Raw genomic sequence first — 15438 nt, 5'->3', positions numbered from 1 at the left:
CACCCTGTACTGATGAACCCGTCGACGACTCAAGCGCGCGTCGTCGTTGACGAGCTGATCCGCGGCGGCGTCCGCGACGTGGTGTTATGCCCCGGTTCGCGGAACGCGCCGCTGGCTTTCGCGCTGCAGGACGCTGACCGGGCCGGCCGGATCCGGTTGCACGTGCGCATCGACGAACGCACCGCCGGCTACCTGGCCATCGGTCTGGCCATCGGCGCCCCCAACAAATCCGCGCCGGTGTGCATCGCGATGACGTCGGGCACCGCGGTGGCCAACCTGGGCCCGGCGGTGGTGGAGGCCAACTACGCCCGGGTGCCGCTGATCGTGCTCTCGGCCAATCGGCCCTACGAACTGTTGGGCACCGGGGCAAACCAGACCATGGAGCAGTTGGGTTACTTCGGCTCGCAGGTGCGCGCCACCATCAGCCTGGGCCTGGCCGAGAATGCACCCGATCGGCTGGCTGCCCACAACGCGACCTGGCGCTCTGCTACCTGCCGAGTGTTGGCCGCTGCCACCGGTTCTCGCACCGCGAACGCCGGCCCGGTGCACTTCGACATCCCGCTGCGTGAACCGCTGGTACCCGGCCCGGAACCATACGGCGCCGGCACCCCCGACGGCCGGCCCGACGGTCGCCCGTGGACTTATACGCCGCCGGTCACCTTCGACCAGCCGCTGGACATCGACCTGTCCGCTGACACGGTCGTCATCGCCGGGCATGGCGCCGGCGTACATCCCAACCTGGCGGAGTTGCCGACCGTCGCCGAGCCGACGGCACCCGCCGGTGCCAATCCGCTGCATCCGCTGGCGCTGCCGCTGCTGCGCCCTCAGCAGGTGATCATGCTGGGCCGCCCGACGCTGCACCGCCCGGTATCGGCCTTGCTGGCCGATCCCAAGGTGCCGGTGTACGCGCTGACCACCGGGCCGCGCTGGCCGGATGTCTCGGGCAACTCACAGGCCACCGGTACCCGGGCGGTCACCACCGGGACACCCGACCCGGCGTGGCTGCACCGCTGCGCGGAGGTGCATGAGCATGCGCTGCGTGCGGTGCGATCCCAGCTCGCGGCGCACCCGCTGACCACCGGCCTGCACGTGGCCGCGGCCGTGGCGGACGCGCTGCGCCCGGGCGACCAGCTGGTGCTCGGCGCGTCGAACCCGGTGCGCGACGCGGCGCTGGTCGGGCTGGATACGCACGGCATCCAGGTGCGATCCAATCGCGGCGTGGCCGGCATCGACGGCACGGTGTCCACCGCCATCGGGGCGGCCCTGGCCCATCAGGGGCGCACGATCGCGCTGATCGGCGACCTGACTTTCGTCCACGACAGCTCCGGGCTGCTGATCGGTCCCACCGAGCCGACACCGCGACAGCTCACCATCGTGGTCTCCAACGACAACGGCGGCGGCATCTTCGAACTGCTCGAGCAGGGCGACCCGCGGTTCTCCGACGTCTCGTCGCGGGTTTTCGGCACCCCGCACGACGTCGACGTGGGCGCGCTGTGTCGCGCCTACCACGTGGAGAGCCGGCAGATCGAGGCCGACGAGTTGGCGACCGCCCTCGACGAAACCGGTGCCGGCATGCGGGTGCTGGAGGTCAAAGCGGACAGGTCCTCGCTGCGTCAGCTGCATGCCGCCATCAAAGCGGCCCTATGATTTCGCCGAAACGGTTGCTGCGCATCCTGATTCACGGTACCAGTGCGGATCTCCCGGACACCCGGGCCCGGATCGTGGTGCGCTGGGTGCGAATCGCCATTCTGGTGGTGACGGCGCTCGTGACGCTGCAGTCGGTGTTGCTGGTCGCCGGTGCCTGGCGCGATGATCTGGCGATCGAGAGCAATATGGGCGTCGCTCAGGCTGAGGTGCTCAGTGCCGGGCCGCGGCGCTCGACCATCGAGTTCGTCACCCCCGAGCGGGTCACCTACCGGCCCGAGCTCGGTGTGTTGTATCCGTCCGAGCTGGCCACCGGCATGCGGATCTACGTGGAATACAACAAGAAGGACCCCAACCTGGTGCGGGTGCAGCACCGCAACGCCGGACTGGCGATCATTCCCGCGGGATCCATCGCGGTGGTTGCCTGGCTGGCCGCTGCGGTCGCGCTGGTCGGGTTGGCGTTGCTGGACAAGCGGCTCAATCGCTAAATTTCGCGTCCCGTACGCCCGTCGGCAACCTTTGCGACAGTCGCCGCTGACACTGTGGTGGCGTGCGCGTTGCGATCGTCGCAGAGTCGTTCCTGCCCAACGTCAACGGTGTCAGCAACTCGGTCGTGCGGATACTCGAGCATCTGCGCCGCACCGGTCATGAGGCCCTCGTCATCGCGCCGGACGCCCCACCGGGGCAACCCCCCGCCGAGCGACTGCACGACGGCGTCCGGGTACACCGGGCGCCGTCGCGGATGTTCCCCAAAGTCACCACACTGCCGCTGGGGGTACCGACGCCGAGCCTGCTTCGGGTGCTGCGCGGATTCGATCCCGACGTAGTGCATTTGGCATCCCCGGCGTTGCTCGGCTACGGCGGGCTGCGCGCCGCGCGCCGCCTCGGCGTCCCCACCGTCGCCGTATATCAAACGGACGTACCGGGTTTCGCGGCCAGCTATGGAATCCCATTCGCCGCGCGGGCCGCGTGGGCGTGGTTCCGTCGGCTGCACAGCCTCGCCGACCGCACCCTGGCGCCCTCCACGGCAACCATGGAAGCCCTTGCCGCCCAGGGGTTTCCGCGACTGCACCGGTGGGCACGGGGTGTCGACCTGATCCGGTTCGCGCCGTCGGCGCGCGACGAGGCGCTGCGGCGGCGGTGGTCGCCGTACGGCAAGCCGATCGTCGGGTTTGTCGGCCGGCTGGCGCCCGAGAAGCATGTGGATCGGCTCGCGGTGCTCGCCGCTGCCGGGGCGGTGCAGCTGGTCATCGTCGGCGACGGGATCGACCAGCGCAAGCTGCAATCGTTAATGCCCACAGCGGTTTTCACGGGCGCGCTGTATGGCGTTGAGCTCGCCACGGCGTACGCCAGCATGGACGTATTCGTGCATCCCGGCGAGCACGAGACGTTTTGTCAGGTCGTGCAGGAAGCGCTGGCGTCGGGGCTGCCGGTGATCGCCCCCGACGCCGGCGGCCCACGCGATCTGGTCGCCTCGCAGCGCACCGGCTTGCTGTTGCCCGTCGCGCAGTTCGAAGCCTTGCTGCCGGCCGCGGTGGCCCACTTGATCGACGAGCGAGACCGGTACTCGCCGGCGGCCCGGCGCAGTGTGCTGGGCCGCGGCTGGGCGGTGATCTGCGACGAGCTGATCGGCCACTACGAAGCGGTCCTGTCCGACCCCGGGCGGGCCGGGACATCGTGGCCCAGATACGCCTGAACCGAACACCTCGGCGGGCACGCCATTCCCGGTTCGGCTAGCGTCGTCGTGGTGAGCCGCGCGGCCCTGGACAAGGACCCCCGAGACGTCGCCTCGATGTTCGACGGCGTCGCCCGCCGTTATGACTTGACCAACACCGTGCTGTCGTTCGGCCAGGACCGGCACTGGCGGCGAGCCACCCGGTCGGCGTTGCGCATCGGGCCCGGCCAGAAAGTGCTGGATCTGGCCGCGGGAACCGCGGTGTCCACGGTGGAGTTGGCCAAGTCCGGGGCGTGGTGTGTGGCGGCCGACTTCTCGGTCGGGATGCTGGCCGCCGGCGTTGCCCGCAAGGTACCCAAGGTCGCCGGCGACGCCACCCGATTGCCGTTCGGCGACGGGGTCTTCGATGCCGTCACCATCAGTTTCGGACTGCGCAACGTGGTCGACCAGCAAGCTGCGCTACGCGAAATGGCCCGCGTCACCGCGCCCGGCGGGCGTTTGGCGGTATGCGAATTCTCCACGCCCACAAGCGCGTTGTTCGCCACCGCCTACAAGGAATACCTGATGCAGGCGTTGCCGCGGGTGGCGCGAGCGGTGTCCAGCAACCCCGAGGCGTACGTCTACCTCGCGGAGTCGATCCGGGCCTGGCCGGACCAGAAGACGCTGGCGCACCAGATTTCGCAAGCCGGGTGGGCCGGCGTGCGGTGGCGGAATCTGAGCGGCGGCATCGTGGCCGTGCACGCCGCGTATAAGCCGCTTTAGCGGTTTCCGGCCTGCTGCAGGAAGCCCACATGCTCGGGGCAGTAGTGGTCGAGCGCGGCGCCCAGGAACTGGAATGCCTGACCCTGGCTGGTGCCGCGCGGCAGGTTGTTCTGGATGAACGTGGCCGACTTGTAGGCATTGCCGTCCACGCCGCGGCTGATCCGTTCGCAACTGATCTTGGCCAGCCAGGCGTCATAGTCCTGCGGCCCGTAGATGCCGAAGCCATGAATGGTGTTCATGAATGGGGCGTCGTAGTCGTCGGCCTGTGCCGGCGCGGCGAGCGCGATCGCCGCTGCTGCGATACCTGCGGACATTGCCAGCTTCTTGCCGTTCATTAGGTGGACTATACGCCGGGCCCGGCCTCGTCGTCTTGGGCACGTTGTCCTGGAATACGCGCGGGTGCGCGAATAACTGCACTGGGGTGCTCAGTTGAACGGCGGCCGTCGATCGATGAGCCGCGATGCCCGCCCGCAGCTGCGCCACACCCGGGCCACCCAGTCGGCGTCCTCGTCGACCACCAGGTTGGCCATCACGCGCACCGCGATGGTCATCAGTGTGGTGGAACGCACAGTGACGGGTCCCACGGCCGGCAGGAACCGCTGGAAGGTCAGCAGCAGTGCGAGTCTGCGTGCCAGCGAGAACTCGCGGCTGTAGTGGTCGTGCAGCAGCGACGGCCACAGCCGCGACAGATCGCGCCTGTCCAGCAGTTCTGCGGCCAGGCGCCCCGTCTCCAGCCCATAGTCGATGCCTTCGCCGTTGAGCGGGTTGACGCAGGCCGCGGCGTCACCGATGAGCATCCAGTTGGGTCCGGCCACGCCCGAGACCGCGCCGCCCATCGGCAGCAACGCCGAGGCCACCGCGCGCGGCTCACCGGTGAAGCCCCACTCCTCGCGGCGCAGGTCGGTGTAATAGGAGATGAGTGGGCGCAAGGGCAGGTCGGCTGGTCGTTTGGCTGTCGACAGTGCGCCCACGCCAATGTTCACCTCGCCGTTTCCCAGCGGGAAAATCCAGCCGTAGCCGGGCAGCACCACGCCATCGGGGGAGCGCAGTTCCAGGTGCGAGGTGAGCCAGGGCTCGTCGCCGCGCGCGCTGGTCAGATACCCGCGCGCGGCGGTCCCGTACACCGTCTCCTTGTGCCAGCGCCGGCCGAGTTTGCGGCCCAGTGCGGAGCGGGCGCCGTCGGCAACGATCAGCTGCCCACACTTCACCTCGGTGTGGTCGGCCAATATCACCGACATCACCCGCCGCGATGAGTCATGATGAGCGCCAACGACTTTCGTCCCCAGCAGCATGCGGGCACCAGAGTCCTCGGCGACTTTGCGGATCCGGTCGTCGAGCTCTACCCGGGCCACCGCGGTGCTGTACGACGGAAAGGACGGCCCCGGCCACTCCACTTCCACATCGGCGCCGTAGCCGCTCATCCGCAGCCCGCGATGACGGATATGCCCGTCCAGCCAGTCGCCCAGCCCCAGCCGCCGCAGCTCGGCCACCGCGCGGGGCGTCAGCCCGTCCCCGCAGGCCTTGTCCCGGGGGAAACTCGCCGAGTCGATGACGAGCACGTCGCGGCCCGCACGCGCCGCCCATGCGGCCGCCGCGGAGCCGGCCGGTCCGGCGCCGACGACTACCACGTCTGCCTTGGCGGCGGTGCTGTTCACGCCCACCAGTATGTTGGTCGGGTGAGTACTCCGGCGACTGTGGTGGCGGGCGTTGACATCGGCGACGCCGCATTCGCCGCCACCGTGCGCGCGGGTGTCGCCCGGATCGAGCAGCTCATGGACGCCGAGCTGCGCGGTTCCCACGAGGTGATGACCGATTCGCTGCTGCACCTCTTCCTGGCCGGCGGCAAACGCTTCCGTCCGCTTTTCACCGTGCTGGCGGCCCAGACGGGGCCGAACCCGGAGGCCGCAGAGGTCACGACCGCCGGGGCGGTCGTCGAGCTGATCCACCTGGCGACGCTGTACCACGACGACGTGATGGACGAGGCCGCGGTGCGCCGCGGCGCCCCGAGCGCCAATGCGCGCTGGGGCAACAATGTGGCGATTCTGGCCGGCGACTACCTGTTGGCGACGGCCTCGCGGCTGGTGTCCTGGCTGGGACCCGAGGCAGTCCGCATCGTCGCCGACACGTTCGCCGAGCTCGTCACGGGGCAGATGCGCGAGACGCGTGGCGCCCCGGACGGCGCCGACATGATCGAGCAGTACTTGAAGGTGGTGCACGAGAAGACGGGCAGCCTGATCGCGGCGGCGGGCCGGTTCGGCGCCATGTTTTCCGGCGCCGACGAAGACCAGGTCGAGCGGCTGAGCCGGCTCGGCAACATCGTGGGCACTGCGTTCCAGATCGCCGACGACATCATCGACATCGACAGCGAATCCCAGGAGTCGGGGAAGGTGCCGGGCACCGATATCCGCGAGGGTGTGCACACGCTGCCGATGCTCTACGCGCTACGCGAAACCGGACCCGACAGTGTGCGGCTGCGGGAGTTGCTGGCCGGGCCGGTCCGCGACGACGCCGAGGTGCTCGAAGCGCTGACGCTGCTGCGGGCGTCGCCGGGCATGGCCAAGGCCAAAGACGTGCTGGCGCAGTACGCGGCGCAGGCGCGTCACGAACTGGATCTGCTGCCCGACGTTCCGGGCCGGCATGCGCTGGCCGCACTGGTCGACTACACCATCAGCCGGCACGGTTAGGCGGCTTCTAGGAACCCAACGGGCCATGATGGCGTTGGGTTAGCTAGAAGCTCCTAGGAGGACCACTAATGACCTGGCATCCCCATGCCAACAGGCTGAAGACCTTCGTCCTATTGGTCGGTATGTCCGCACTGATCGTGTTCGTCGGCGCGTTGTTCGGCAGGACGGCGCTGATCCTGGCCACCCTGTTCGCGGTCGGGATCAACGTCTACACCTACTACAACAGCGACAAGCTGGCGTTGCGGGCCATGCACGCCCAGCCGGTTTCCGAGCTGCAGGCGCCGGCGATGTACCGGATCGTGCGCGAGCTGGCCACCGCTGCCCATCAGCCGATGCCGCGGCTGTACATCAGTGACACCAGCGCGCCCAACGCGTTCGCCACTGGACGCAACCCGCGCAACGCCGCGGTGTGTTGCACCACCGGCATCCTGCAGATCCTCAATGAGCGCGAGTTGCGTGCCGTGCTGGGGCACGAGCTGTCGCACGTCTATAACCGCGACATCCTGATTTCGTGTGTGGCGGGCGCTCTGGCGTCGGTGATCACCGCGCTGGCCAACATGGCGCTGTGGTTCGGTGCGTTCGGCGGGAACAGAGAAGGCGGGAATCCCTTTGCGTTGCTGTTGGTTTCGCTGCTGGGGCCGATCGCGGCGACGGTGGTGCGGCTGGCCGTGTCCCGGTCGCGGGAGTATCAGGCCGACGAGTCGGGCGCGGTGCTGACCGGGGACCCGTTGGCGCTGGCGTCGGCGCTGCGCAAGATTTCCGGCGGTGTGCAGATGGCGCCGTTGCCGCCGGAGCCGCAGCTGGCCAGCCAGGCGCACCTGATGATCGCCAACCCGTTCCGGGCGGGTGAGCGGATCGGGTCGCTGTTTTCGACCCACCCGCCGATCGAGGACCGCATCCGCCGGCTGGAGGCCATGGCGCGCGGGTGACTGCCGCGTTGACGTCACCTGTGCTATCAAATCCGCGTGAACCGGTACACCTTTCGCGTGCAGTGGTCGCTCGAGGAACACCAATACGTCGGTAGGTGCGTCGAGTTGCCGTTCCTGTCGCGAGGGGCGCCGACCGCGCGGGAGGCCCTGGCCGCCGCTTCGGATGCCGTCGACGAGCACTTGCGTGCTCTGGCCGAAAGCGACCTGCAGCCGCCCGAACCGTTGACCGAACGAAGGTATAGCGGGAAATTCATCGTGAGAACTTCACCGGCGTTGCATGAGCGGTTGGCTATCGAAGCTGCCGAAGAGCAGATCTCGATGAACCAGTTGGTGGTTCAGAAGCTCTCCGGTCGTCCGCTTGGCGGCGGCCTCAGTGCGTTCCTCTTTGATTAGGACGCGCCGGAAGCCTTACCGATTTGCGATATCGCGGGCGATATCTCATTTTGAAGGGCACTATTGCCCGGGAGCGCCGGTCTCAACCATGAGTGCCTTTTGAAATGCGATATCGCGGGCGATATCGCACGAGCGGCTAGGCGGCGGCTTCGGGGCGTTTTCCTTCGGCGGACCCGTCCAGGCGAGCCGAGTGTCCTCTCGCCAGCACACCCCTGATGCGAACCTTGCCGCCGGTGGCGTGGTGCTGCCGCTGCCAGTCCGTAATCGCCTGGTGTGCAGCGTGATCGAGGTAGTTGACCGCAATGTGCAGCGTCACCGTGGCGCGTTCCGGCACCGAAGCCAGCTCGCGAGTGAGCCGGGGCAGCGAGAGGAATGTGCAGGCACCTTCGACGATCACCCGCCATTCGTCGCCGACGGGCTCGGCGTCCACCTTGGCTCGTATCACTCGCCATCCGGTCATCGCGATGGCCAGTGCCAGCCCGATCACGACGCCGTGCAGCAGATTCAGGAAGACGACGGCGACGATGGTAACCAGGTAGATGGCCAAATCGCCTGTCTTCAAGGCGGTTTCGATGTGCGCCGGTTGCAGCAACTGAATCCCGATGACAATGAGCAACCCGGCCAGCGCTGCGGTGGGGATCTGCTCGATGAGGCCGGCAAACGGAAGTGCGAACAGCAGGATCCAAAAACCATGCAGGATCGTCGAAGCGCTGGTTTTCGCCCCCGCCTTGATATTGGCCGAGCTGCGCACGATCACACCCGCGATGGGCAGCCCACCGATCCCGCCCGACACGATGTTGGACGCACCCTGACCGATCAGCTCACGGTTGAGTTCGGTGCGCGGTCCGTTGTGCATTCGGTCGGTGGCTACTGCGGTCAGCAGACTTTGGACGCTGGTGATCAGCGTGACGGTGATAACCCCCAGGACGACGGCCGCCCAATTGCCGTGGGGCAGTGTCGGCAGCTGCAGCGCTTCCAGGACCGACCCGTCCAGCGTGATCCGGGATACCTGGAACGGAAACACCACCGAGATCGTCGTCACCACCACGATCGCCACCAACGGCCCGGGAACAGCGGCCAGCTTGGCCGGCGCCCAGCGCCAGGCAACCATGATGGCGATCACGAGCATGCCGAGGATGAGTCCGGGCCGGTGCGCGCCGAGAATCTGCGCCGGCAACCCAATTACGTTGTCCCAGGCCGAGCTATGAGACTCCCCACCCAGCAACACGTGAGTTTGCTGAAGCGCGATGGTGATTCCGATACCGGCCAACATGGCGTGTACCACCACCGGTGAGATCGCAAGGGCCGCACGCGCAACCCGGCTCAGGCCCAACAGCACTTGCATGACGCCGGCGGCAACCGTGATGAAACAGGTTATGCCCCAGCCAAACTCGGCGATCAGATCGGCCACCACCACGGTGAGCCCCGCCGCGGGACCGCTGACCTGCAGCGGCGACCCGCCCAGCGCGCCGCCGACAATCCCGCCGACGATAGCGGCGATGAGTCCGGCCAGGACCGGCGCATCCGAGGCGATGGCAATGCCCAGTGACAAGGGCAGCGCCACAAGGAAAACGACGAGCGAGGCGGGCAAGTCGTGTTGCATGATTGATCGCAATCGATCGAATTGCGATGGCTGATAAAGCTTTTCGATTTGTTGCATCGGTCCGATGCTCCCGCCCGTATACGTCGTATCACGTACTCGTAACATATTGGCGCACAAGCGAATACAATCATTCGCTAGAACGTCCTGGAACGTCTTTGTTCTGGGTCTTGAACGCCTAGTGACTTGTTCGAAGGTATTGGCGCGGGCACACCTCGGCAACCGGACGCGCAAGGTGCATAGCGAACGCAAATCTTTACTGTGGCGGGCCTAACGTTTAGAAACCCGAGCCGTGAACCTCGTGTCCCGGTACCTCGGCGATCAAGCCCTCGTAGGCTTGCTCCACCGTTGAGCCGTGGTTGATGACGGCGTCAACCTCGCGGGCGATCGGCATGTTCAGACCGAATTCATTGGCGAACTCCATGATCACGCTGGCCGCTTTGACGCCCTCGGCGACTTGATTCATCGATGAGATGATCTCGTCGATCGGTTTGCCCGCGCCAAGCTGTTCGCCGACGTGCCGGTTGCGGCTGCGCTGGCTGGTGCAGGTGACGATCAAGTCGCCGAGGCCGGCCAAGCCCGGGAACGTTTCGCTCTTGCCGCCCAGTGCCACGCCCATCTTCGTCATCTCGCGCAGTGCGCGCGCGATGACCAGAGCCCGGGTGTTTTCGCCGATGCCCAGCGAGTAGCCCATCCCCACCGCGATGGCGAAGACGTTCTTGAGGGCGCCCGCCGTCTCGACACCGATCACATCGTCGGTGGTGTACACGCGGAAACGCCGGGTGCGAAACAGCGCCGACAGCCGGGTGGCCAAGTGCTGGTCGGGCATGGCCAGCACCGCGGCGGCGGCATAGCCCTCAGCCACCTCGCGGGCGATGTTGGGTCCGGCCAGGATGCCGGCGGGGTGACCGGGCAGGATCTCCTCGACGATCTGCGACATCCGCATATTGGTGCCCTGCTCGAGCCCCTTGACCAGGGAGACCACCGGCACCCACGGCCGCAGTTCCTTACTCAGCTCGGTGAGCACGCCGCGGAAGCCGTGCGAGGGCACGCCCATCACCACGACGTCGGCGCAATTGGCGGCCTCGGCGAAATCGGTGGTGGCCCGCAGCGTCTCGCTGAGTAGAACTTCGTTGCCGAGATAGCGGCTGTTGCGGTGCTTTTCGTTGATGTCGGTGGCGGTCTCCGCGGAGCGCACCCATTGCAGCGTCGGTCCGCGGCGCGCGCAAATGGACGCAACGGTGGTGCCCCAGGAACCGCCACCGAGGACAACGACGTTGGGTTCACGCATCTCAGCTGCCATGGGGTTCAGCGTAAACCCAGAATTACCCGGCTAAAGGTGCCCGGTCTGCAGCGCGGCCGAACAGCATGGCCTCCTCGATGCGGTCGAACCGGTAGTCGATGGCGTCGGCGAAGTAGTTCTGCCGGACATTCCACGGTCGCTTGGTGCCCGACTTGGGCAGGGCGTGCAGCGCCCGTCGCACGTAGCCGGCCTGAATGTCCCACGCCGGCTTCTCGGCCATCGGCTGGTCACCCAGGTGCGGGGCGGCGTGGGTGTAGCCGTGAGCTGCCATGAACTCCAAGAGTTTTGCCGTCGCCCGTGCGGTCATGTCGGCGCGCAGTGTCCAGGATGCGTTGGTGTAGCCGACGCACCAGAACAGATTCGGCACGTCCTCCAGCATGTGCGCCTTGTAGACGAAGCGGTCCCGGGGATTGATTTCGACTCCGTCGATGCTGATCGTGGCGCCGCCGAGGGCCTGCAACTGCAGGCCGGTGGCGGTGACGATGATGTCGGCGTCCAGGCGGTTGCCGGACTTGAGCGCGATTCCCTTGGCGTCGAAATGGTCGATGTGGTCGGTGACGACGTCGGCGTGGCCGTCGGCGATGGCGTTGTAGAGATCGGCGTCGGGAATCAGGCACAACCGCTGGTCCCACGGGTTGTAGCGGGGCTTGAAGTGGGTGTCGACGTCATAGCCCTTGGGCAGGCTGTTGACCGCTTTGCGCCGCAGCATCCATTTGATCATCCCCGGTAACTTGCGCGACAGGAACCAGAGCACCGCCTCCATCAAGGCGTTGTAGGTGCGGATAACCAAGTGAGAAGCTTTGCGCGGCAATAGTTTACGGCTCACCGCGGCAACCTTGCTGTACTTGGACGCCGAGATGAGATAGGTCGGCGAGCGTTGCAGCATGGTCACTTTCGCGGCGCGTTCTGCCATCGACGGAATCAGCGTGACCGCGGTTGCTCCGCTGCCGATCACCACGACCTTCTTGCCCGTGTAGTCCAATTCCTCGGGCCAGTGCTGCGGATGGATGAGGGTCCCGCCGAACTGCTCGATGCCGGGGAATTCGGGTGTGTAGCCCTCGTCGTAGTTGTAGTAGCCGCTGCCGAAGAACACGAACCGGCCGCGGTACTGCTTTTGGGCGTTCCCGCCGTCCTGCTCGACGCTGACCGTCCAGGTGTCGGTCGACGAATCCCAGTCGGCTGCGCGCACGTAGCTGTTGAACCGGATGTGCTGGTCGATCCCGTACTTGCGGGCGGTGTTGGTCAGGTACTCGCGGATGTGATCGCCGTCGGCGACCCCTTCCTGGCGCGTCCACGGCTCGAACGGAAAGCTCAGCGTGAAGATGCTGCTGTCCGATCGCACACCCGGGTAGCGGAACAGATCCCAGGTGCCACCGATCTGCGCCCGCCGCTCCAGGATGACGTAGGTCAGCTTGGGGTTGCGCTCGGTGAGCCGAAATGCGGCGCCGAGGCCGGAGATGCCGGCGCCGACGATGACGACGTCGACGTCGGTTGCTTCATGGGGGGCCACGGCCATCGCCAACCTCGCTATCGGTAATTCACGAACTGCAGTGCGACGTCGAGGTCGGCCCCTCGCAGCAGCGCCTGAACGGCCTGCAGGTCGTCGCGTTTCTTGCTGGTGACGCGGACCTCGTCGCCCTGGATCTGGGTTTTGACGGTCTTCGGGCCCTCGTCGCGGATGAGCTTGGTGATCTTCTTGGCGTTCTCGCTGCTAATGCCCTGCTTGAGGGTGCCGGTGACCTTGTAGGTCTTGCCGGAGGCCTGCGGGTCGCCGGCGTCGAAGGCCTTCATCGAGATGTCGCGGCGGATCAGCTTCTCCTTGAAGACGTCGACGGCGGCCTTGACGCGCTCCTCGGTGGACGAGACGAGCTCCACTGCCTCCTCGCCCTTCCAGGCGATCGTCGTGTCGGTGCCGCGGAAGTCGAACCGTGTCGAGAGTTCCTTGGCGGCCTGGTTCAGCGCGTTGTCAACCTCCTGGCGGTCGATCTTGCTGACGATGTCGAACGATGAGTCCGCCATGCGATAGCCCCTCCTCCTTGGTGCTAGCCGTTTGTGAACTGTCTACCCGTTCGTTGTAACCTGCTAGGCGGCAGGTTGCCCGAGCGGCCAATGGGAGCGGACTGTAAATCCGTCGCGAAAGCTTCACAGGTTCGAATCCTGTACCTGCCACCAACAGTCTTCGTGAGCGCGGTCGTGCCGGTGGCAGTGTTGTCAGGCCGGCCCGCCGGCGCCACCTCCTCCGCCGCTACCGCCGGCTCCGCCGTTAGCGCCTCTAGGCGCGATGCCGCTGCTACCAGGTCCGCCGTCGCTGCCGTTGCCGCCGGTGCTGTCGCCGCCGGTCCCACCCTCGCCGCCGGCGCCGCCGTGGCCGCCGACGCCGTTGTCGCCGGCGCCGTTGCCGCCGGTTCCACCGGTGCCGCCGCTACCGCCGCTGCCACCGGCACCGCCCGGGAGATCGTTGAAGATGCCGAGGCCGCCGGTGCCGCCGGCGCCGCCGGTACCGCCGGCGCCGCCCGCGCCGTCGAAGTTCCTCGACGCACCGCCATTACCGCCTTGGCCGCCGCTTCCGCCCGTGCCATTGGCGGGCGGGAACGGCAGGCCTGGGCCGCTTTGCCCACCTTCGCCGCCTTGGCCGCCGGTGCCACCGGCACCGCCTGCGGCGCTGCCGGTGCCGCCATTGCCACCGTTGCCGCCAGCGCCGCCGCCGGGGGTGCCGGCCGCGCTTTTCCCGGAGGCGCCGCCGTTGCCACCGGTCCCGCCCGCGCCCCCAACGCTGGCCGATGCGTACCCGTCTCCGCCGCTACCGCCGGTCCCGCCGCTGCCAGGGGTGCCGAATTGTGTGGCGGTCCCGCCAGTGCCGCCGGCGCCGCCGTCACCGCCGAAGTTGTAGCCGGCACCTCCGTTCCCGCCGGTACCGCCGGCGCCCCCTGTGGCCAACAAGCCGAACAGGTTGCCCGGACTACCGCCGCCGCCGCCGGTGCCGCCGGTGCCGCCGTCGCCGCCGCTGCCGCCGACGCCGGGGGCATCACCCCCGCTGCCGCCGTTGCCGCCGGCTCCGCCGCCGGTCGTCGATAGGAAACTCCCGGGGCCGTACCCGCCGGCGCCTCCGTTGCCGCCAGTGCCGCCGTTGCCGCTGTTGCCGTTGCTGCCGCCGGCGCCTCCGGTGCCGCCCACTCCGGCGGCACCGCCGTTGCCCCCGTTGCCGCCGTTGCCGCCCACGCCGACGCCGTCGGGGAGGTCGCCGTCGCCGCCATTGCCGCCGCTGCCCTGCCCGGAACCGTTGCTGCCGCCACTGCCGCCGGCGCCGCCGTTGCCGCCGCTGCCGCCGGTGCCGGCGTTGCCGCCGTTGCCGCCTGCGCCGGCATTGCCGCCGTTGCCGCCGTTGGCGCCGTTGATGTTGCCGCCGACGCCGTTGTTGCCGTTGCCGCCGTTGCCGCCACTGCCGCCGGCACCGCCGGCGCCGCCGGCGCCATTGGTGCCGCCGGCGTCGGTGTTGCCGCCGGCACCGCCTTGCCCACCTTGCCCGCCGAGCCCGCCGTCCAAGCCGCTGTCGCCGTTGCCGCCGTTGCCGCCGGTACCGCCACTGCCCCCGGTGCCGCCGGTACCCGCAGTGCCGCCCGTCCCGCCGGATCCGATATGACCGCCCGCACCGCCGGTGCCGCCGGCCCCGCCGGTGCCGCCGTCGCTACCGGGGTGGTGGTTCACGTTCCCGTTGGAGCCGTCGACGCCGGTTCCGCCGGTGCCGCCGGCACCGCCGGCACCGCCGCTGCCATTGGTGCCGCCGCTGCCATTGGTGCCGCCGGCGCCGGCATTGCCGCCGTCGCCGCCGGCGCCACCCGTTCCGCCGCTGCCGCCGTCTGAGCCGAACCCGGCGATGGCGTCGCCACCGGTGCCGCCGGCACCGCCGGTGCCGCCGCGGCCGCCGGTTCCGCCGGTGCCGGCGTTTCCGCCGGCACCGCCTTGCCCACCAACGCCGCCCGCATAACTGGCATATGCGCCGCCGCCCGCGCCGCCGGTTCCACCGGTTCCGCCGGTGCCCGCTGCGGCAACGGTAACTCCGTCGCCGCCCAGGCCTCCGGTACCGGCGTCACCGCCGGCACCGCCATTGCCGCCGTTGAAACCGACAGAACCACCCTGCGCATCGGCGCCACGCGTTCCGGCGCCCCCAGCCCCGCCGTTTCCGCCAACGCCGCCGCTGCCCGTGCCGACACCGTGGCCGCCGGCGCCGCCGGCGCCCCCGGCGCCGCCGTCCAAGCCATTGCCGTCGGGTGTGATGATCACGGCGTCGCCGCCTCTGCCGCCGGTGCCGCCGGCCCCGCCGGTTCCGGCTGTGCCCGCCACACCGCCGGCGGGGTCTGCACCGCCGGCGCCCGCGGCCCCTCCGGCCCCGCCGTTGCCGCCCATCCCGCCAGTCTGGCCGCCGGCAGACCCACCCATCCCTCCGGTGC

14 protein-coding genes and 1 tRNA gene are annotated in these 15438 nt (G+C 68.5%); 8 read left to right on the top strand and 7 right to left on the bottom strand.

Going from position 1 to position 15438, the window contains the following annotated elements; all coding sequences use genetic code 11:
- Window positions 1-12: 12 nt before the first annotated feature.
- From menD to BST12_RS23545, 4 genes are all read left to right on the top strand, one after another.
- On the top strand, window positions 13-1647 hold the full coding sequence (menD, locus tag BST12_RS23560; RefSeq protein WP_083115667.1) for a 2-succinyl-5-enolpyruvyl-6-hydroxy-3-cyclohexene-1-carboxylic-acid synthase: 1635 nt from the start codon (window positions 13-15) through the stop codon (window positions 1645-1647).
- Complete coding sequence (locus BST12_RS23555; RefSeq protein WP_083115666.1) at window positions 1644-2132, top strand: DUF3592 domain-containing protein; 489 nt, start codon at window positions 1644-1646, stop codon at window positions 2130-2132. The genes menD and BST12_RS23555 overlap by 4 nt, the downstream gene beginning before the upstream one ends.
- 62 nt (window positions 2133-2194) lie before the next feature.
- On the top strand, window positions 2195-3340 hold the full coding sequence (locus BST12_RS23550; protein ID WP_083115665.1) for a glycosyltransferase family 4 protein: 1146 nt from the start codon (window positions 2195-2197) through the stop codon (window positions 3338-3340).
- 51 nt (window positions 3341-3391) lie between these two features.
- Complete coding sequence (locus tag BST12_RS23545; protein WP_083115688.1) at window positions 3392-4081, top strand: demethylmenaquinone methyltransferase; 690 nt, start codon at window positions 3392-3394, stop codon at window positions 4079-4081.
- On the opposite strand, the gene BST12_RS23540 is transcribed toward BST12_RS23545, so the two are convergent.
- Together BST12_RS23540 and menJ are read right to left on the bottom strand one after the other, a co-directional pair.
- Window positions 4078-4416, bottom strand: coding sequence for a DUF732 domain-containing protein (locus BST12_RS23540; RefSeq protein WP_083115664.1), 339 nt, complete (start codon window positions 4414-4416; stop codon window positions 4078-4080). The genes BST12_RS23545 and BST12_RS23540 overlap by 4 nt on opposite strands.
- Window positions 4417-4506: 90 nt before the next feature.
- Window positions 4507-5736 carry a menaquinone reductase gene (menJ, locus tag BST12_RS23535; RefSeq protein WP_245850520.1) on the bottom strand — a complete coding sequence of 410 codons (1230 nt, stop codon included), beginning with the start codon at window positions 5734-5736 and terminating at the stop codon, window positions 4507-4509.
- A 21-nt stretch (window positions 5737-5757) separates the two neighbouring features.
- On the opposite strand from menJ, the gene grcC1 reads away from it, so the two are divergent.
- The 3 genes from grcC1 (at window position 5758) to BST12_RS23520 (ending at window position 8087) form a co-directional block, all read left to right on the top strand.
- Complete coding sequence (gene grcC1, locus BST12_RS23530; RefSeq protein WP_083115663.1) at window positions 5758-6765, top strand: nonaprenyl/(2E,6E)-farnesyl/geranylgeranyl diphosphat synthase; 1008 nt, start codon at window positions 5758-5760, stop codon at window positions 6763-6765.
- A gap of 68 nt (window positions 6766-6833) precedes the next feature.
- Window positions 6834-7694, top strand: a complete 861-nt coding sequence (gene htpX, locus BST12_RS23525) for a zinc metalloprotease HtpX (RefSeq protein ID WP_083115662.1) — start codon at window positions 6834-6836, stop codon at window positions 7692-7694.
- A gap of 36 nt (window positions 7695-7730) precedes the next feature.
- A complete protein-coding gene (locus BST12_RS23520) occupies window positions 7731-8087 on the top strand; it encodes a type II toxin-antitoxin system HicB family antitoxin (RefSeq protein ID WP_083115661.1) in 357 nt (118 codons plus the stop codon).
- Between the two features lie 136 nt (window positions 8088-8223).
- Here the strand turns inward: BST12_RS23520 and BST12_RS23515 are convergent, their stop codons facing one another.
- The 4 genes from BST12_RS23515 to BST12_RS23500 form a co-directional block, all read right to left on the bottom strand.
- Window positions 8224-9747 (bottom strand): SulP family inorganic anion transporter, encoded by a 1524-nt coding sequence (locus tag BST12_RS23515; RefSeq protein ID WP_083115660.1) that lies wholly within the window; start codon window positions 9745-9747, stop codon window positions 8224-8226.
- Between the two features lie 217 nt (window positions 9748-9964).
- Window positions 9965-10990, bottom strand: coding sequence for an NAD(P)H-dependent glycerol-3-phosphate dehydrogenase (locus tag BST12_RS23510; RefSeq protein ID WP_083115659.1), 1026 nt, complete (start codon window positions 10988-10990; stop codon window positions 9965-9967).
- Window positions 10991-11012: 22 nt separating this feature from the next.
- A complete protein-coding gene (locus tag BST12_RS23505; protein ID WP_083115658.1) occupies window positions 11013-12506 on the bottom strand; it encodes a flavin-containing monooxygenase in 1494 nt (497 codons plus the stop codon).
- Between the two features lie 11 nt (window positions 12507-12517).
- Window positions 12518-13009 carry a YajQ family cyclic di-GMP-binding protein gene (locus BST12_RS23500; protein ID WP_083115657.1) on the bottom strand — a complete coding sequence of 164 codons (492 nt, stop codon included), beginning with the start codon at window positions 13007-13009 and terminating at the stop codon, window positions 12518-12520.
- Between the two features lie 69 nt (window positions 13010-13078).
- Between BST12_RS23500 and BST12_RS23495 the strand changes: the two genes are divergently transcribed.
- Window positions 13079-13162: transfer RNA gene (locus BST12_RS23495), tRNA-Tyr, on the top strand.
- 39 nt (window positions 13163-13201) lie between these two features.
- Here the strand turns inward: BST12_RS23495 and BST12_RS32215 are convergent.
- Window positions 13202-15438, bottom strand: a 2237-nt coding sequence (locus BST12_RS32215; protein ID WP_211281344.1) for a hypothetical protein, incomplete at its 5' end; no start/stop codon positions are given.

Origin of the sequence: Mycobacterium angelicum (assembly GCF_002086155.1) — a bacterium.
GTDB lineage: Bacteria > Actinomycetota > Actinomycetes > Mycobacteriales > Mycobacteriaceae > Mycobacterium > Mycobacterium angelicum.
This window is presented reverse-complemented; position numbering and strand designations above follow the sequence as displayed.

Excerpts from the sequence above, each read along its gene's own strand:
- menD (WP_083115667.1), top strand. The coding sequence starts at position 13 with ATGAACCCGTCGACGACTCAAGCGCGCGTCGTCGTTGACGAGCTGATC.
- BST12_RS23555 (WP_083115666.1), top strand. The coding sequence starts at position 1,644 with ATGATTTCGCCGAAACGGTTGCTGCGCATCCTGATTCACGGTACCAGT.
- BST12_RS23540 (WP_083115664.1), bottom strand. The coding sequence starts at position 4,416 with ATGAACGGCAAGAAGCTGGCAATGTCCGCAGGTATCGCAGCAGCGGCG.
- htpX (WP_083115662.1), top strand. The coding sequence starts at position 6,834 with ATGACCTGGCATCCCCATGCCAACAGGCTGAAGACCTTCGTCCTATTG.
- BST12_RS23515 (WP_083115660.1), bottom strand. The coding sequence starts at position 9,747 with ATGCAACAAATCGAAAAGCTTTATCAGCCATCGCAATTCGATCGATTG.
- BST12_RS23510 (WP_083115659.1), bottom strand. The coding sequence starts at position 10,990 with ATGGCAGCTGAGATGCGTGAACCCAACGTCGTTGTCCTCGGTGGCGGT.
- BST12_RS23505 (WP_083115658.1), bottom strand. The coding sequence starts at position 12,506 with ATGGCCGTGGCCCCCCATGAAGCAACCGACGTCGACGTCGTCATCGTC.
- BST12_RS23500 (WP_083115657.1), bottom strand. The coding sequence starts at position 13,009 with ATGGCGGACTCATCGTTCGACATCGTCAGCAAGATCGACCGCCAGGAG.